Annotated in this window: 16 protein-coding genes; 10 read left to right on the top strand and 6 right to left on the bottom strand. The window is 65.7% G+C overall.

The features are described 5' to 3' along the window. From I6F21_RS28975 to I6F21_RS28960, 4 genes are all read left to right on the top strand, one after another. Positions 1-248 (top strand): chemotaxis protein CheW (locus tag I6F21_RS28975; protein WP_225143753.1); only part of this gene is annotated, 248 nt, incomplete at its 5' end. Positions 249-320: 72 nt separating this feature from the next. Beyond that, the gene (locus I6F21_RS28970) at positions 321-686 is read left to right on the top strand and encodes a response regulator (RefSeq protein WP_007600538.1); all 366 of its coding nucleotides are present in this window, start codon (positions 321-323) and stop codon (positions 684-686) included. Between the two features lie 75 nt (positions 687-761). Continuing rightward, positions 762-1949 (top strand): chemotaxis response regulator protein-glutamate methylesterase, encoded by a 1188-nt coding sequence (locus tag I6F21_RS28965; RefSeq protein ID WP_225115058.1) that lies wholly within the window; start codon positions 762-764, stop codon positions 1947-1949. Further along, a complete protein-coding gene (locus tag I6F21_RS28960; RefSeq protein ID WP_225115057.1) occupies positions 1946-2818 on the top strand; it encodes a protein-glutamate O-methyltransferase CheR in 873 nt (290 codons plus the stop codon). The genes I6F21_RS28965 and I6F21_RS28960 overlap by 4 nt, the downstream gene beginning before the upstream one ends. A gap of 157 nt (positions 2819-2975) precedes the next feature. Here I6F21_RS28960 and I6F21_RS28955 read toward each other — a convergent pair whose 3' ends face one another. From I6F21_RS28955 to I6F21_RS28940, 4 genes are all read right to left on the bottom strand, one after another. Next, positions 2976-4136, bottom strand: coding sequence for a glutathionylspermidine synthase family protein (locus I6F21_RS28955; protein WP_036011885.1), 1161 nt, complete (start codon positions 4134-4136; stop codon positions 2976-2978). A gap of 3 nt (positions 4137-4139) precedes the next feature. After that, positions 4140-4520: a hypothetical protein gene (locus I6F21_RS28950; protein ID WP_074448088.1), complete on the bottom strand. Its 381-nt coding sequence runs from the start codon at positions 4518-4520 to the stop codon at positions 4140-4142. A gap of 1 nt (position 4521) precedes the next feature. Continuing rightward, a complete protein-coding gene (locus I6F21_RS28945) occupies positions 4522-4926 on the bottom strand; it encodes a DUF350 domain-containing protein (protein WP_036011880.1) in 405 nt (134 codons plus the stop codon). Positions 4927-5090: 164 nt separating this feature from the next. Beyond that, positions 5091-5792 (bottom strand): response regulator transcription factor, encoded by a 702-nt coding sequence (locus I6F21_RS28940; protein ID WP_016848562.1) that lies wholly within the window; start codon positions 5790-5792, stop codon positions 5091-5093. Between the two features lie 448 nt (positions 5793-6240). Here I6F21_RS28940 and fliI point away from each other — a divergent pair, with 448 nt between their 5' ends. From fliI to I6F21_RS28910, 6 genes are all read left to right on the top strand, one after another. Then, positions 6241-7566 (top strand): flagellar protein export ATPase FliI, encoded by a 1326-nt coding sequence (fliI, locus tag I6F21_RS28935; protein WP_036011877.1) that lies wholly within the window; start codon positions 6241-6243, stop codon positions 7564-7566. Between the two features lie 121 nt (positions 7567-7687). Then, the gene (gene fliJ, locus I6F21_RS28930; protein ID WP_025032035.1) at positions 7688-8107 is read left to right on the top strand and encodes a flagellar export protein FliJ; all 420 of its coding nucleotides are present in this window, start codon (positions 7688-7690) and stop codon (positions 8105-8107) included. A gap of 176 nt (positions 8108-8283) precedes the next feature. Continuing rightward, the gene (locus tag I6F21_RS28925) at positions 8284-8829 is read left to right on the top strand and encodes a sigma-70 family RNA polymerase sigma factor (protein ID WP_036011874.1); all 546 of its coding nucleotides are present in this window, start codon (positions 8284-8286) and stop codon (positions 8827-8829) included. Positions 8830-8866: 37 nt separating this feature from the next. Continuing rightward, on the top strand, positions 8867-9928 hold the full coding sequence (locus I6F21_RS28920) for an anti-sigma factor (RefSeq protein WP_036011872.1): 1062 nt from the start codon (positions 8867-8869) through the stop codon (positions 9926-9928). A gap of 151 nt (positions 9929-10079) precedes the next feature. Then, positions 10080-11039 (top strand): AraC family transcriptional regulator, encoded by a 960-nt coding sequence (locus I6F21_RS28915; protein ID WP_036011869.1) that lies wholly within the window; start codon positions 10080-10082, stop codon positions 11037-11039. Positions 11040-11152: 113 nt separating this feature from the next. Further along, entirely contained in the window at positions 11153-12373 is a 1221-nt protein-coding gene (locus tag I6F21_RS28910; RefSeq protein ID WP_225143765.1) for an FAD-dependent oxidoreductase, read from the top strand. Between the two features lie 279 nt (positions 12374-12652). Here I6F21_RS28910 and I6F21_RS28905 read toward each other — a convergent pair whose 3' ends face one another. Both I6F21_RS28905 and flhA read right to left on the bottom strand, forming a co-directional pair. After that, positions 12653-12853: a hypothetical protein gene (locus I6F21_RS28905; protein ID WP_036011854.1), complete on the bottom strand. Its 201-nt coding sequence runs from the start codon at positions 12851-12853 to the stop codon at positions 12653-12655. Positions 12854-13147: 294 nt separating this feature from the next. After that, on the bottom strand, positions 13148-15289 hold the full coding sequence (flhA, locus tag I6F21_RS28900) for a flagellar biosynthesis protein FlhA (RefSeq protein WP_225143766.1): 2142 nt from the start codon (positions 15287-15289) through the stop codon (positions 13148-13150). Between the last annotated feature and the right edge of the window lie 104 nt (positions 15290-15393).

Below are 15393 nucleotides of genomic sequence, written 5' to 3'. Positions count from 1 at the left end.
AGGACGAGGACGGCAAGACCGCGATGGCGGTCGGCGTCGACCTACGCGGCGAATCCTATGGCCTCCTGATCGACCAGATCGGCGAGGTGCTGCGCCTGCCCGAGGACGGCAAGGAAGAAAACCCCGTGAACCTCGACCCCCGCATGGCCAAGCTCGCCGGCGGCGTCCACCGCCTCGACGGCCAGCTCATGGTCGTCCTCGACGTCGACCGCGTCCTCGAGCTCGCGCCCGAGATGATGGCGGCCTGATACGGCGGCATTGCCGCCGAGGGACTTGCGATTGGAAGTGCCCCGCAAAGGGGAAAGGAAGCAGAGGTTCACATGCGAACTTGTCTCGTCGTTGATGATTCCAGCGTCATCCGAAAGGTTGCGCGCCGGATCCTGGAGGGGCTCGACTTCCAAATCCTCGAAGCCGAGGACGGTGAGAAGGCGCTGGAGGCCTGCAAGCGCGGCCTGCCGGACGCGGTGCTGCTCGACTGGAACATGCCGGTCATGGATGGCTACGAGTTCCTCGGCCATCTCAGGCGCATGCCCGGCGGCGACCAGCCCAAGGTGGTGTTCTGCACCACCGAGAACGACGTCGCGCATATCGCGCGCGCTCTGCACGCCGGCGCCAACGAATACATCATGAAGCCGTTCGACAAGGACATCGTGACGGCGAAATTTCAGGAAGTCGGCCTGATCTGAGCGATCTCCCGGAGGCTGAACGGATCCTTCGGCGCTTGTTTTCAACTGAACCGTTTCAGTCTGAGTTGGTGTGTAATGAGTGTTGCGTTCGCAGGTAATTCGACCACGAGCACGTCGCGCGAAACCGGGCCGCTGCGGGTGATGATCGTCGACGACTCGGTCGTCATCCGCGGTCTGATCTCGCGCTGGATTGGTGCCGAGCACGACATGGAGGTCGCGGCCTCGCTGCGCACCGGGCTCGAGGCGGTCAACCAGCTCGACCGCATCAATCCCGATGTTGCCGTGCTCGACATCGAAATGCCCGAGCTCGATGGCCTCTCGGCGCTGCCGCAACTGCTCGCCAAGAAGCGCGATCTCGTCATCATCATGGCTTCCACCCTGACCCGCCGCAACGCGGAGATCAGCTTCAAGGCGTTGTCGCTCGGCGCAGCCGACTACATTCCCAAGCCGGAATCGACGCGTGAGGCGTCGGCCGCGGACATTTTCCATCACGACCTGATCCAGAAGATCCGCCATCTCGGCGCGCGGCTGCGTCGCAAGTCTGCGGTTGCGAGTCCGCCGCTGGCGCCGGCGAGCCCGGCTCCCGTCGCGCGCAGTCCTGTCGCGCGGCCTGCCGCGCCTGCGCCCGCTCCGGCCCCCTCGTCAGGCTCGGTGTCAACGCGTCCGTTCTCGACCCAGGCGCCCAAGGTGCTGTTGATCGGCTCCTCGACCGGCGGTCCTCAGGCGCTGATGTCGCTCGTCACCGAGCTCAGCGCCGTGATCGATCGCTTCCCGGTGCTGATCACCCAGCACATGCCGCCGACCTTCACCACCATCCTGGCCGAGCATCTGGCGCGCTCGAGCCGCCGGCCGGCGGCCGAGGCGGTCGACGGCGAGCCGGTCAAGCCGGGACGGATCTACCTCGCACCGGGCGGCAAGCACATGCGCGTCACGCGCAGCGGCGCCGATCCTGTGATCGCGCTCGACGACGGCCCCGCCGTCAATTTCTGCAAGCCTGCGGTCGATCCGCTCTTCACCTCCGCCATCGACGTCTGGCACGGCAACATCCTCTCGGTGATCCTGACCGGCATGGGCTCGGACGGCATGCGCGGCGGCAAGGACATCGTCGCGGCCGGCGGCAGCGTGATTGCGCAGGACGAAGCCTCCAGCGTGGTCTGGGGCATGCCCGGCGCGGCGGCCAATGCCGGCATCTGCGCGGCGATCCTGCCGCTCAACCAGATCGGCGCCAAGGTCAACCGCCTGTTCGCTGGAGACCGCTCGTGACGCCCGCAGATTACGACTATCTGCGCAAGTTCCTGAAAGAGCGCTCCGGTCTCGATCTCTCCGCCGACAAGCAATATCTGGTCGAGAGCCGGCTGCTGCCGCTCGCCCGCAAGGCAAGCGTTCCCGGCATCCCCGACCTCGTCCTGAAGATCAGGAACGGCGACGGCCGGCTTGCGACCGACGTGGTCGAAGCGATGACCACCAACGAGACGTTCTTCTACCGCGACAAGATTCCGTTCGATCACCTGCGCGGCACCATCCTGCCGGGCCTGATCCAGGCGCGCGCGGCGCGCAAGTCGCTTCGCATCTGGTCGGCGGCCGCCTCGACCGGGCAGGAGCCCTATTCGATCGCGATGTGCGTGAAGGAGATGGGCGCGGCGCTCGCGGGGTGGCGCATCGAGATCGTCGCCACCGATCTGTCGCAGGAGGTGCTGGAGAAATCCAAGGCCGGCCTCTACAGCCAGTTCGAGGTGCAGCGCGGCCTGCCGATCCAGCATCTGGTGAAATACTTCACGCAAACCGGCGAGCTCTGGCAGCTCAACGCCGACATTCGCGCCATGGTGCAGTTCCGCCAGCTCAATCTGCTGCAGGACTTCTCCCATCTCGGCACGTTCGACGTGATCTTCTGCCGCAACGTGCTGATCTATTTCGACCAGGACACCAAGGCGGTGATTTTCGAGCGCATGGCGAAGGCCATGGAAGCCGACGGCACGCTGCTGCTGGGCGCTGCCGAATCCGTCGTCGGCATCACCGATGCATTCCGCCCGATCGCCGATCGCCGCGGCCTCTATCAGCTCAACCCCGCGCGCTCCGGCCGTCCGATGGGCGGATTGATGCCGCAGCCGCTGAAGGTCGCCGCGGCGAGATGAGTTCTCTTTGTCATTCCGGGGCCGCGCATAAGCGCGGAGCCCGGAATCCATAACCATAGGCCATCGAAATAGGCAGGCGGTTAGACCAGGGCCATTTCATCCGACTGGGGTTATGGATTCCGGGCTCGCGACTTTGTCGCGCCCCGGAATGACAAAATCACAAAATCGCATGCGGCAAGAACCGCGAGCGGTTGCCCGTGATCGGGCTCTCGTCCTCGCGGATCGATATCCCGCAGGGCTCGTGGTTCACCAGCCAGCTTCCGATCACCGGATAGCAGCCCGAAAAGTTCGGCAGCGGTGCCAGCGCCTGACGTACGAAACCTTCGGCGCCGTACGGCCCCGTCTGCTCGTCGAGCGGCATGCCGCCGGAGACCAGCGTGACATTGGCGCCTTCGCGCGACAGCAGCGGCTTGCGCACATAGGACGTGCCGAGCTCGGCGGCGCGCGGATCGTCCTCGAAGAAGGCCGGCAGCAGATTGGGATGGTTCGGAAACATCTCCCAGAGCAGCGGCAAGATGCCCTTGTTGGAGAGCACCGCCTTCCACGGCGGCTCGATCCAGCGCGTTGGCGCATCCTTCAGCTTTGCGCCGAAGGCGTCCTGGAACATCCATTCCCAGGGATAGAGCTTGAAGGCGAGCGCGATGTCGTTCTCGCCGAGATCGACGAAGCCGCCGGCCTCGTCGCGCCAGCCGACCTGCTCGATGTCGAGCAGCGTCGTCGAGAGTCCGGCCTGGCGCGCGGTGTCTTCGAGATAAGCGAGCGTGCCGGCGTCCTCTTCGTTGCCGGTGATCCCTGTGAGATGGACGTGACGGCTCCCAGCGATCTCCTTCCATGCCGCGATCAGCCGCTCGTGGATGGAGTTGAATTGGTCGGCACGCGAGGGGATGACGCGGCGTTCGATCGCCTGTTCGAGCCAGGTCCATTGGAACACCGCGGCCTCGAAGATCGAGGTCGGCGTGTCCGCGTTGTATTCGAGCAGCTTTGCCGGCGATTTGCCGTCGAACCTCAGATCGAGCCGGCCGTAGAGGCTGCGGTCGTCGCGCTTCCAGCTCTCGACGATCAGGCCCCAGAACGCTTCCGGAATCTTCAGCCGTCGCAAGGAACGCTCGTCGCCGATGACGCGGCCGGCGAGTTCCAGGCACATCGCGTCGATCTCGCCGGTCGGCGCCTCGATGCCTCGCTCGATCTCCTCCAGCGTAAAGCCATAATAGGCGCGCTCGTCCCAATAGCGCTCGCCGTCGATGGTGTGGAAGACGAAGCCGCATCGTGCGGCGGTCTCCCGCCAGTCGTCGCGCTCGAGGCAGGTGATGCGCTGCATGGATCAGCCGCCGCCCGAGAAGCCGTGGCCGAACGAGCCGAAGCCGCCGCGGCTCACGCTGCTATGGCTGACATTGGACGACGTTCCCGACGAGGAATGGCTGGAGGAATCGCCGCTGAACAAGCTCGATCGCGACGACCAGCGCGAACTGCTGCCGCCCGACGAACTGCTGCTGCTCGTGCAGGTCGTGGTCGTCTGCCCCGGCACGGCGCCGGGCGTGGGCTCGCAGTTCTGCCGCGGCATCAAGGTATAGGCCGTGGTGCCGACGGCGATCGTGCCCATCACCAGCAGCGCGACGTGGCCGGAGCGCTTCACCGGCGGTCGCGGCGGCTCGGCGACTGGCCGGCGCTTGCCGAACTCCTTCTTGGCGGGTTTGTCGGCCATGTCAGTAGATCATGCTGGCGGCGTTCAGCAGGCCCGCGGCGAGCGAGGACAGGCCGAGCCAGATCGCCGGGGCAAGCTCGCCGTCATCGATGCGCCTCGACAAGTCCGGCACCGGAACCTTGACGAGATAGAACACGATGACCTGCACGATCAGCGCGATCGTCGCCCAGATCAGGCAGTCCAGCACGTTGGCCGAATGCGCGATGGCGCTGACCAGCGGCGCCACGAAGCCGAGCAGGCTGAGCCCAAGCGCGATCGCCGCGGCCGGCTGGTTGTCGCGAATGAGCTGGAATTCGTTATGCGCCGTGATGCGGGTGTAGACGAACAGATAGGCCACGATCACGATCAGCCCGGTGCAGAAATAGACCAGGAAGGCGGGCAGGCCGGCGAGTGATTGCAGGATCATCGTTCCCCCATCGTGCAGCGACCATTCGTCGGCAGGGGAAGGCTAGGGGTTCAAACGTTAAGCTTCCAATGAAGCGTCCCCCCAAAAACGAAAACCCCGCCATTTGCGGCGGGGTCCAGGCTGGGAGGAGCGAGCCTGACTGGGCTCGCGACGTAACCCAGGGATCAGGCGGGGATGCGCTCGTCGGCCTCGTGCGGCTCGCGCAGCACGTAGCCGCGGCCCCAGACGGTCTCGATGAAGTTGCGGCCCTCGGAGGCGTTGGCGAGCTTCTTGCGGAGCTTGCAAATGAAGACGTCGATGATCTTCAGTTCGGGCTCGTCCATGCCGCCATAGAGGTGGTTGAGGAACATTTCCTTGGTGAGGGTCGTGCCTTTGCGGAGCGAGAGCAGCTCCAGCATCTGATATTCCTTGCCGGTCAGATGCACGCGCTGACCTCCGACTTCCACCGTCTTGGTGTCGAGGTTGACGACGAGGTCGCCGGTCTGGATGACCGACTGGGCATGGCCCTTGGAGCGGCGCACGATGGCGTGAATGCGGGCCACCAGCTCGTCCTTGTGGAAGGGCTTGGTCATGTAGTCGTCGGCGCCGACGCCGAGACCTTTGACCTTGTCCTCGATGCCGGCGAGGCCGGAGAGGATCAGAATCGGTGTCTTGATCTTGGAGACCCGGAGCTGCTTGAGCACATCGTAGCCGGACATGTCGGGCAGGTTGAGGTCGAGGAGAATAATGTCGTAATCGTATAGTTTACCGAGATCGACGCCTTCTTCCCCCAAATCGGTCGTGTAGACGTTGAAGCTCTCCGACTTCAGCATCAGCTCGATCGACTGCGCGACGGCGCTGTCATCTTCAATCAGCAAAACGCGCATGCCAGTTCCCCATAGTCGCCGCTCCTGGGCGTCAGGTCGGCCGCATTCGCGGCACTCAACAAAACGCCTTTGAACAACTGATTCGGATCCTGACAACAGATGGTTAACAAAGTCTGATTCTGGAACGCAAGTCCCCCCGGTGCAATTTTTGTCGAATCGCCCTAAGGTCTTGCGTACGAAGCAGCTTTCGTTACCCGATTCCGTTCAAGCTCCACTTTAAGAGACGGGCCTAACCGACTCCCGCGACTCAGCCTTCTTCTGAAGGGGAGGCACGCTCAGTCTCAAAGACAGTGACGCAATGATTAATGATGCGGGTAAACACGAAGTTAAGCGCCGTTCAGAAATATGGCGAAACTTAAGGTTTTCACCGTGATGTCCCGGGATCACCGAAGGCGACCATCTCATGAGGACCCTCATATGAAGGTGCGCTGCTGATGAAGGCCCCCCGATGAAGGCGCTGGCCGAACAGATCGGCGACATCGACGGCATCAACATCTATGGCCGCGTGGTCGGCGTTCGCGGTCTGATGGTCGAGGTGGCCGGCCCTATCCACGCGATGTCGGTCGGCGCGCGGCTGGTGATCGAGACCGGCGCTAACCGCACCATTCCGTGCGAGGTGATCGGCTTCTCCGGCAACAATGCCGTGGTGATGCCGTTCGCCGGCCTCGAGGGCGTGCGCCGCGGCTGCAAGGCGGTCATCGCCAATGCCGCCAACCAAGTGAGGCCGTCCGCGGCCTGGCTGGGACGCGTCGTCAATGCGCTGGGCGAGCCGATCGACGGCAAGGGGCCGCTGCCGCAGGGCTCTTCGCCGATGCCGTTCCGCAATACGCCGCCGCCCGCCCATTCGCGCAAGCGCGTCGGCAGCCCGCTCGACCTCGGCGTGCGCGCCATGAACACCTTCCTCACCTGCTGCCGCGGTCAGCGCATGGGCATCTTCGCAGGCTCCGGCGTCGGCAAGTCGGTGCTGCTGTCGATGCTGGCGCGCAACGTCGATGCCGATGTCAGTGTCATCGGGCTGATCGGCGAACGCGGCCGCGAGGTGCAGGAATTCCTGCAGGACGATCTCGGCGAGGAGGGCCTTGCGCGCTCAGTCGTGGTGGTCGCGACCTCCGACGAGCCGGCCCTGATGCGCCGCCAGGCGGCCTACCTCACGCTCGCGGTCGCCGAATATTTTCGCGACGAGGACAAGGACGTGCTCTGCCTGATGGACTCGGTGACGCGCTTTGCGATGGCCCAGCGCGAGATCGGCCTGTCTGCCGGCGAGCCGCCGACGGCCAAGGGTTACACGCCGACCGTCTTCACCGAGTTGCCGAAGCTGCTGGAGCGTGCCGGGCCGGGATTGGGCGAGGGCGCCATCACCGCGATCTTCACGGTGCTGGTCGACGGCGACGACCATAACGAGCCGATCGCCGATGCCGTCCGCGGCATCCTCGACGGCCACATCGTGATGCAGCGCTCGATCGCCGAGCGCGGCCGCTATCCCGCGATCAACATTCTCAAATCCGTCTCGCGCACGATGCCGAAATCGGCCGATCCGCAGTTCTGGCCGGTGATCCAGCGGGCGCGCCAGGTGATGGCGACCTATGCCGACATGGAGGAATTGATCCGTCTCGGCGCCTACCGCGCCGGCTCCAGTCCCGAGGTCGACGAGGCCATCCGCCTCAACGAGCCGCTGGAAGCCTTCCTGCGCCAGCGCAAGGACGAAAAGGCATCGCTCGCGGAGGGCTATCGCCAATTGGCGCAAATCCTCGGCAATTTGGAAACGGAACGCTAACTTTGTCCGGTCATCATCCGATCCCACAGAGTAGCAGAGCCGGTCTGGGCCCCCTTCGGGCCCGTGGGGTGACCGGTATCGTCCCACGTGCAGCGGGGGGACTTCTGGGGAGTACGAGTCGATGAAGTCACGAGATACCCTCATCCGCCTGAAGAAGTTTCAGGTCGACGAGAAGCGCCGCCGGGTCACCCAGATCGAGACCATGATCGCCGACTTCCAGCGCATGTCGGTCGATCTCGAACGCGAGATCCAGACCGAGCAGGAGCGCGCCGGGATCAACGATCCCTCGCACTTCGCCTACCCGACCTACGCCAAAGCCGCGATCCAGCGCCGCGAGAACCTGACCCGCTCGGCCGACGAGCTCAAGGGCCAGCTTGAGGAAGCCAAGGCCGCACTGGCCGAGGCCTTCGAGGAGCTGAAAAAGGTCGAGCTGCTCGACGAGCGCGACCAGGCCCGCGAGCGCGCCGAGGAGAACGCCCGCGAGCAGGCCGACCTCGACAGCATCGGCCTGATGCGTGCCCGCATCGGCGCCGTCGCCTGAGCCGCTAGCCCGCCCCTCCAGGAATTGTCAAAACCCGGACCCGCAAGGTCCGGGTTTTTGCATGTGCTGTCCACAGTGTGGCGCCGCGCCCCTTGGTGGTCCGCTTGGCCGCGCGCTATGGTGGTGCGGTGCCGGGGTCTACGCGGAACGCGACGGCCCGCGTGTTGGGGGGCTGAATGCTGACGCCAGCGGAGCTGGTCGGGTTGATTGAGGCGGTGGCGAAGGGCGATCAGGCCGCGTTCGAGCGCCTCTACGCCGCCACGCGCGCGAAACTCTATGGCGTCGTGCTCCGTATCTTGCGCAGGCAGGATCTCGCGGAGGAGGTCATTCAGGAGACTTACGTCAAGATCTGGAACAGCGCCGGCCAGTTCAATCCGGCCCTGTCCTCGCCGATCACGTGGATGGCCTCGATCGCGCGCAACCGCGCGATCGACGTCGTCCGCAAGAAGTCGGAAGCCTCCATCGAGGAAGAGCCTCAGGCGATGGAGGTCGCGGCCGAAAGTCCCGATCCACTGGCCCGCCGCGAGATGACCGAGGAGCTGAAGCGGCTCTTGGAATGCATCGGCCGGCTCGAGCCGGACCGTCAGAGGCTCGTGCTGCTCGCCTATTACAACGGCTGGAGCCGCGAGCAATTGGCGGAGAAGTTTTCAGCGCCGGTCAACACGGTGAAGACGTGGCTGCGGCGCAGCATGCTGGATATCCGGGAGTGCCTCGGACTGTGATCGCTTGGATGATGAGGGTGGTTCTGGACTGCAATTGATGGCCTACACGGAGGACCATATCGCGCTCGCCGCGGAATATGCGCTCGGGACGCTCGGCGCCGACGAGCGCGCGCAGGTCGAGACCATGATGGCGGTGGACCCGGCGTTCGCCGAGATCGTGCAGGCCTGGGCCTATCGGCTCGGCGTGCTCAACCAGATGGTCGGCTCGGTCGAGCCGCGTCCGATCGTGTGGGAGAACATCAGGGCGGAGATCGCGCGCACGACCGCCGCGCAGGAGCCGCCTGCGCCTGCCGAAGCTTCGCCGCCACCACAGCCGCCTGTGCCCGAGACGTCCTCGCTGGCAGCTGCGGAATCTCCGCCCGAGAGCTCGCAGTCGGCTGAGGTGCAGCAGCCCGAAGCCGCCGCGCCTGAGGCGCCGCGTCCCGAGTTTGATGCTGTTCCGGACATCGCGCCGCAATTCATCCCGCAAGTCCATGCGCCGGATGCCAACCTCGTCCGTGCGGCCCAAGCGCCGGTGGTCGACGACAGCAATGTGATTCGTCTCGAGAGCCGGGTGAAGCGCTGGCGCACCATCGCTTCCGCCATTGGCGCGCTCGCGGCCGCGCTGCTCGTAACGCTGTCGCTGCAGATCTTGCTGCCCGACGCGCTGCCGGGCGCTTTGCGTCCCCCGCCGCGCATCCAGACGGTCGAGGTGAAGACGCCGGCCGCGCCGCTCGCCGCCTCCGCGCAATATGTTGCGCTGCTGCAGGGCCAGGGCGGTGGCCCCGCCTTCATCCTCACCATCGACGGCGCGACGCGGAATTTCACGGTGCGGAAGGTCGGCGCGACGCCGGAGCCCGGCAAGAGCTTCGAGCTCTGGCTGATCTCGGACAAGCTGCCGCGCCCGCGCTCGCTCGGCGTGATCGGTGCCGGCGATTTCACCGCGCGTCCACTGCTCGCCTCCTACGATGCCGAGGTCGTCAATAGCGCGACCTTCGCCGTCACCATCGAGCAGGCGGGCGGCTCGCCGAACGGCCAGCCGACCTCCGCCCCGGTGTTTTCCGGCAAGCTGATCGAGACCGTGCCGCCGGCCCAACCGCAGGCGCCCGCGCAAAAATAGGTGCCACGGCGACTGTCGCCACGGTCCATCCCGCTGTCGCAGCCCGACAAGTGCTCCCGAATCCGCCCTCGATTTGAACCTCGCCTCGGTCCACGGCGTCAAATTCCCGGAATTTGAACGCGATTGATGCCGGAAAGGGCGAGAAAATCAGATGGATGCAGCGAGAACGCCGGGCATCTTCCTTCACCAATATGCAGGCCTGCCGCACGGTCCGGCCTTCGAGCATTGGCGCGAGCGGGCCGTCGGTCGCTGCGGCCTCGATATCGGGCCGAGCCATGGCGACAGCATCGATTGCCGGCTGCAGATCAGCGTCGTCGACAACATCATGCTCGCCATTCCGGAAGGCGCCTCGGCGCAATATTCCCGCACGCAGAGCCACCTTGCCGACGGCAGCGACGATCTCGTCCTGATCGCGGCCCACGCAGGGCTCGTCCGCGTCGGGCAAAACGGCCACACCGTCGAGCTCACGCCCGCCCAGATGGTGCTCGTCGACATGAGCGTGACCGGGACCGTCGGCCACACCGAGGCAGACCGCTTCACCAGCATTCGCATGCCGCGCCGTGCGCTGCTCGACATCAATCCACGCGCCGAGGACAAGCTCTCGCAGGTGCTCGTCGACGGCGCAGTCGCCGAGACCATCTTCCGCTACCACGCGCTCGCCGCCAATCACGCGCCGCATCTCGATGCGGTCGGCCAGCGCCTGACCGCGCAGCACATGATCGATCTCGTCGGTCTCCTGCTCGGCACCGATGCCGAGCACGCAAGCCGCGCCCGCGGCCGCGGGCAGGCGGCGGCGCGCCTCGATCTCATGCGCGCCGACGTGATGGCCGCACTCGGCCGTAACGATCTCTGCCTCGCCGAAGTTGCGACGCGCTCAGGCCTCAGCCCGCGCCAGGCCCAGCGCCTGTTCGAGCAGGCCGGCACGACCTTCACCGAATTCGTGCTGGAGCAGCGCCTGCTCCACGCGCGCAAGCTGCTCGGCGATCCCCGCGCCAGGATGCGCAAGATCAGCGACATCGCGCATTCCTCCGGCTTCTCCGATCTGTCCTACTTCAACCGCGCCTTCCGCAAGCGCTTTGGCGCGACGCCGTCGGAGCTGCGCGAGGCATAAATCGCGATTTTGTGCAGCGGCGCGGACGCCGCCGCATTTGGTCGGCGCCTGTTGTTGCGCTAGTCTGTCTCCGCGGGCTGACCGCGGGTGTCGGGAAAGTGCAGTAGGCGGAGATGGCGCGTATCGTCGTGCTCGGCGCCGGGTTTGCGGGCTTGTGGGCGGCCATCGGCGCTGCGCGCAAGCGCGAGGAGATCGGCGCGAGCGACCGCGACATCGAGATCCGTCTCGTCGACCGCAATCCCTATCACAACATCCGCGTGCGCAATTACGAGGTCGACCTCAGCGAGGTCGCGCTTCCGCTCGGACAATTGCTCGATCCGATCGGTGTCAGCCACGGCCTCGGCGAGGTCGAGGCCATCGATCCGGCCCGGCGCGAAATCTCGCTCGTCACCAGCGCCGGCAAGGAGACGCTGCACTATGACCGCCTCGTGCTGGCGCTCGGCAGCGCGGTGATGCGCCCCGATATTCCCGGCCTGGCCGCACACGCCTTCGACGTCGACACCTATGCCGCGGCGCTCCGCCTTGAAGATCATCTAGTTTCGCTCGGACGCAGCGCGCCGTCTCCGGGCCATTCAACGGTGGTCGTGGTCGGCGCCGGCTTCACCGGCATCGAAGTCGCAGCTGAGATGCCGGACCGGTTGGCGCGCGCAGGGATCACCGGCAGCCGCCGCATCATCCTGGTCGATCCCAATCCGAGCGTCGGCGCCAGCATCGGCGCGAACGCGCGCCCGGTGATCGAGACGGCCCTGGCTTCGCTCGACATCGAGACGCGGCTCGGCGTGCGTGTCGCCGCGATCGAGGCCGCGGGCATGCGCCTGAGTTCGGGCGAATTCATTCCGGCACGGACGGTGATCTGGTGCGCGGGCATGCGGGCAAGCCCTTTGGCGGCGACCTTTCCGGGCGGGCGCGATTCGCTCGGGCGCCTGCTCGTCGATCCCTTCATGCGCGTGGCCGATGTCGGCGGCGTGTTCGCGGCCGGCGACGTCGCCTCGAGCGTGATCGACGGGCTGCATCCGACATTGATGTCCTGTCAGTTCGCCCGTCCCATGGGCCGCTTCGCCGGCCACAACGTGGTCGCCGATCTCGTCGGCCTGCCCATGCTGCCGCTGCGGATCGACTGGTACGTCACCGTGCTCGACCTCGGCGGCTGGGGCGCGCTCTATACCGAAGGATGGAATCGCGAGGTCCGTGCCACCGGCGCGGCCGCGAAGGCGACCAAACAGACCATCAACCGCAAGCGCATCTATCCGCCGCTCTCGGGACGCAAGGACGAGCTGTTCGCTGCCGCCGCCCCGACCGTGCAGGCGCCGCCGCCGACGTATGGGGGAAGGTAGTTGGCAGGCAGGGCCGTGCCGCTTGCTCCGTCATTGCGAGCGCAGCGAATCAATCCAGAGTCTTTCCGCGGAGGCAGTCTGGATTGCTTCGCTGCGCTCGCAATGACGAATTGGACGCGCGTGCGCTCGCAATGACGAGGTACCAGAAATGGGAAAGCGCCCGTGGGGGGCGGGCGCTTTCTGTAGTCGACTTGGGGTTGGGGTCGTCTACATATCCACGTGGCGACTTTGGGGGGCTGGTAAAGAGCCGCGTGAATTCACAAAACTCGTCAGGTCTCCTTAGCGAACGAGGGACGCGTTCGAACTGGTGACAACGACCGGCTTGCCGGCCTTGATGACGCGGGCGGTCTGGGTCAGGCCTTCATCCGAACCCGAGCGTGCCGTAATGCCGAGGCCAGCCACCGCGATCCCTGCGACGAGGGCGACGACCACGATTTTCAAATGGGTCGCGCGATCTGCGCTGTAGATCGAGTGGTTCATGGAAGCCTCCTGCCGCCATCTACCCGAAGTAGTCGCCAGCCGTTTGAGGCAGGTTCATGCTTCCGGTGCCCATCAACCTAGTATCGGGGGGATTCGTTCCCAAGGGGCCATCACAAGGGCGTGATATGACGTGATAGATCGCGATCAAAGGCGACCCTTGATCGTTCTTTTATATAATTATTTCAAAGCTATAATGAGCCTAGTGCCGGGCTTTAGAGGCCTTGGTCGACAAGGCGCCAGGAACTCAAAAACCATTTGCCTGTGGCTGAAAAACACACGGCTTCTTAAGGCAAATCAGATGCTTCCGACGGTTTTCAGCCTCGCCCTGGGGTGGATTTCCGCCTGCGACAGCACGGTGGTCTGGGCCCGGAACCGTTCCACCAGGGAGCGCACGAAGGGCCGAATGGAAGCGGAGGTGACCAGCACCGGCGCCTCGCCCTCGCGGGCGGCGCGCTCGAAAGCCTCGCGCACGGCGGTCATGAATTCCGAAAGTTTCGAGGGCTGCATGGCAAGGCTCCGCTCCTCGCCCTGGCCGATGATGGATTCGGCAAAAGCCTGCTCCCATTTCGCCGACAGCGCGATCAGCGGCAGATAGCCGGCGTAAGAGGTGTTCTGCGCGCAGATCTGCCGCGCTAGGCGGGCGCGGACGTGCTCGACCATGGTCGCGGGGTTGCGCGAGAAGGCGAGCGAATCCGCGATGCCTTCGAGGATGGTGGAGAGGTCGCGGATCGAGATGCGCTCGGCGAGCAGCAGCTGCAGCACGCGCTGGATGCCGGAGACCGTGACCTGGCCCGGGACGATGTCCTTGACCAGCTCGCTCTGCTCCTTCGGCAGCTCCTTGAGCAGCTTCTGCACCTCGCCGTAGGACAACAGGTCCGACATGTTGGCCTTGAGCAGCTCGGTGAGATGGGTCGAGAGCACGGTCGCGGCGTCGACGACGGTGTAGCCCTTGAGCGAGGCCTCTTCCTTGAGGCTGGCATCGACCCAGGTTGCGGGCAGGCCGAAGGTCGGCTCGGTGGTGTGGATGCCGGGCACCTGCACCTGGCCGCCGCCGGGGTCCATGACCATGAACTGGTTCGGCCAGATCTTCCCGGTGCCGGCGTCGACCTCCTTGATCTTGATGATGTAGGTGTTGGCCTCGAGCTGGACGTTATCGAGGATGCGCACCGCCGGCATCACGAAGCCCATCTCGATCGCGAGCGAACGGCGCAGCGCCTTGATCTGCTCGGTGAGGCGGTCGGTGCCGTCAGGGCCGTTGACCAGCGGCAGCAGGGCGTAGCCGAGTTCGATCTTAAGGTCGTCGATCTTGAGCGCGGCCGAGATCGGCTCTTCCGTCGCGGCAGCGCCCGGCGCACCCGGCGTTCCCGGAGCGGGCGCGGCGTGAACGGCGGCTTCGGCCTTGGCCGCCACGCGGTTGCGGTTGCGGGCGTTCCAGGCCAGCGCGCCGGCGCCGGCGCCGAGCGCGAGGAAGGGCAGGGTCGGAATGCCCGGCAGCGCCGCCAGCACCAGCATCACCGCCGAGGACATCGCCAGCGCCTGCGGATAGCCGGAGAACTGCTTCATGAGCGCCTTGTCGGCGGCGCCGGAGACGCCGGCCTTGGAGACGAGCAGGCCGGCCGCGGTCGAGACGATCAGCGCCGGCACCTGGGTGACAAGGCCGTCACCGACGGTCAGCAGCGTGTAGGTGCGCCCCGCGTCGGCGAAGGACATGCCCTGCTGCGCGACGCCGATGATGATGCCGCCGACGACGTTGATGAACACGACCAGGAGGCCGGCGATGGCGTCGCCCCGGACGAACTTGGAGGCGCCGTCCATGGCCCCGAAGAAGCCGCTCTCGTCCTCGAGCTCCTTGCGCCGCTCCTTGGCGACCTTCTCGTCGATCAGGCCGGCGCCGAGGTCGGCGTCGATCGCCATCTGCTTGCCGGGCATGGCGTCGAGGTGGAAGCGGGCGGCGACTTCGGCGATGCGGCCCGAGCCCTTGGTGATGACGACGAAATTGACGATGATCAGGATGGCGAAGACGATGATGCCGATGACGAAATTGCCGCCCATCACGAAGTTGCCGAAGGCCTCGATGACGTGACCGGCGGCGGCCGTGCCCTCGTGCCCGTGCGACAGGATCAGCCGGGTTGAGGCCATGTTGAGCGAGAGCCGCAGCATAGTCGAGATCAGGAGGACGGTCGGGAAGGCCGAGAACTCCAGCGGCGTCTGGATGAACAGCGACGTCATCAGGATCAGGATCGAGAGCGTGATCGAGATCGCCAGGAACACGTCCAGCACGATCGCGGGCAGCGGCAGGATCAGCACCACCAGGATGGTGAGAACGCCGAGCGCCAGCGCGATGTCGCCGCGCTTGAGGACGGTGACGATGTCATTGAGGGAAGGGATCGAGGGCCTTGCGCTGCCTACGCCCTGTCCTGCCGTGACGTCGACCATGGTAGCTGCCTCCCCGCGCGACTGCCGTCCGCGCGCCCCAAACGTCTGCGCGGCGGCCGACGGGCCGCCGTTCCGAAAGTGAGGCACCGCACTGGCGTCCACGG

The sequence above is a fragment of the Bradyrhizobium sp. NBAIM03 genome, from assembly GCF_020194055.1.
GTDB classification, from domain to species: Bacteria; Pseudomonadota; Alphaproteobacteria; order Rhizobiales; family Xanthobacteraceae; genus Bradyrhizobium; species Bradyrhizobium yuanmingense.
This window is presented reverse-complemented; position numbering and strand designations above follow the sequence as displayed.

Bases quoted from the DNA above. Each gene is read 5' to 3' on its own strand.
- I6F21_RS28965 (WP_225115058.1), top strand. From the start codon at position 762: ATGAGTGTTGCGTTCGCAGGTAATTCGACCACGAGCACGTCGCGCGAA.
- I6F21_RS28905 (WP_036011854.1), bottom strand. From the start codon at position 12,853: ATGAACCACTCGATCTACAGCGCAGATCGCGCGACCCATTTGAAAATC.
- fliI (WP_036011877.1), top strand. From the start codon at position 6,241: ATGAAGGCGCTGGCCGAACAGATCGGCGACATCGACGGCATCAACATC.
- I6F21_RS28915 (WP_036011869.1), top strand. From the start codon at position 10,080: ATGGATGCAGCGAGAACGCCGGGCATCTTCCTTCACCAATATGCAGGC.
- I6F21_RS28970 (WP_007600538.1), top strand. From the start codon at position 321: ATGCGAACTTGTCTCGTCGTTGATGATTCCAGCGTCATCCGAAAGGTT.
- I6F21_RS28925 (WP_036011874.1), top strand. From the start codon at position 8,284: ATGCTGACGCCAGCGGAGCTGGTCGGGTTGATTGAGGCGGTGGCGAAG.
- fliJ (WP_025032035.1), top strand. From the start codon at position 7,688: ATGAAGTCACGAGATACCCTCATCCGCCTGAAGAAGTTTCAGGTCGAC.
- flhA (WP_225143766.1), bottom strand. From the start codon at position 15,289: ATGGTCGACGTCACGGCAGGACAGGGCGTAGGCAGCGCAAGGCCCTCG.
- I6F21_RS28955 (WP_036011885.1), bottom strand. From the start codon at position 4,136: ATGCAGCGCATCACCTGCCTCGAGCGCGACGACTGGCGGGAGACCGCC.
- I6F21_RS28950 (WP_074448088.1), bottom strand. From the start codon at position 4,520: ATGGCCGACAAACCCGCCAAGAAGGAGTTCGGCAAGCGCCGGCCAGTC.
- I6F21_RS28910 (WP_225143765.1), top strand. From the start codon at position 11,153: ATGGCGCGTATCGTCGTGCTCGGCGCCGGGTTTGCGGGCTTGTGGGCG.
- I6F21_RS28940 (WP_016848562.1), bottom strand. From the start codon at position 5,792: ATGCGCGTTTTGCTGATTGAAGATGACAGCGCCGTCGCGCAGTCGATC.
- I6F21_RS28945 (WP_036011880.1), bottom strand. From the start codon at position 4,926: ATGATCCTGCAATCACTCGCCGGCCTGCCCGCCTTCCTGGTCTATTTC.
- I6F21_RS28920 (WP_036011872.1), top strand. From the start codon at position 8,867: ATGGCCTACACGGAGGACCATATCGCGCTCGCCGCGGAATATGCGCTC.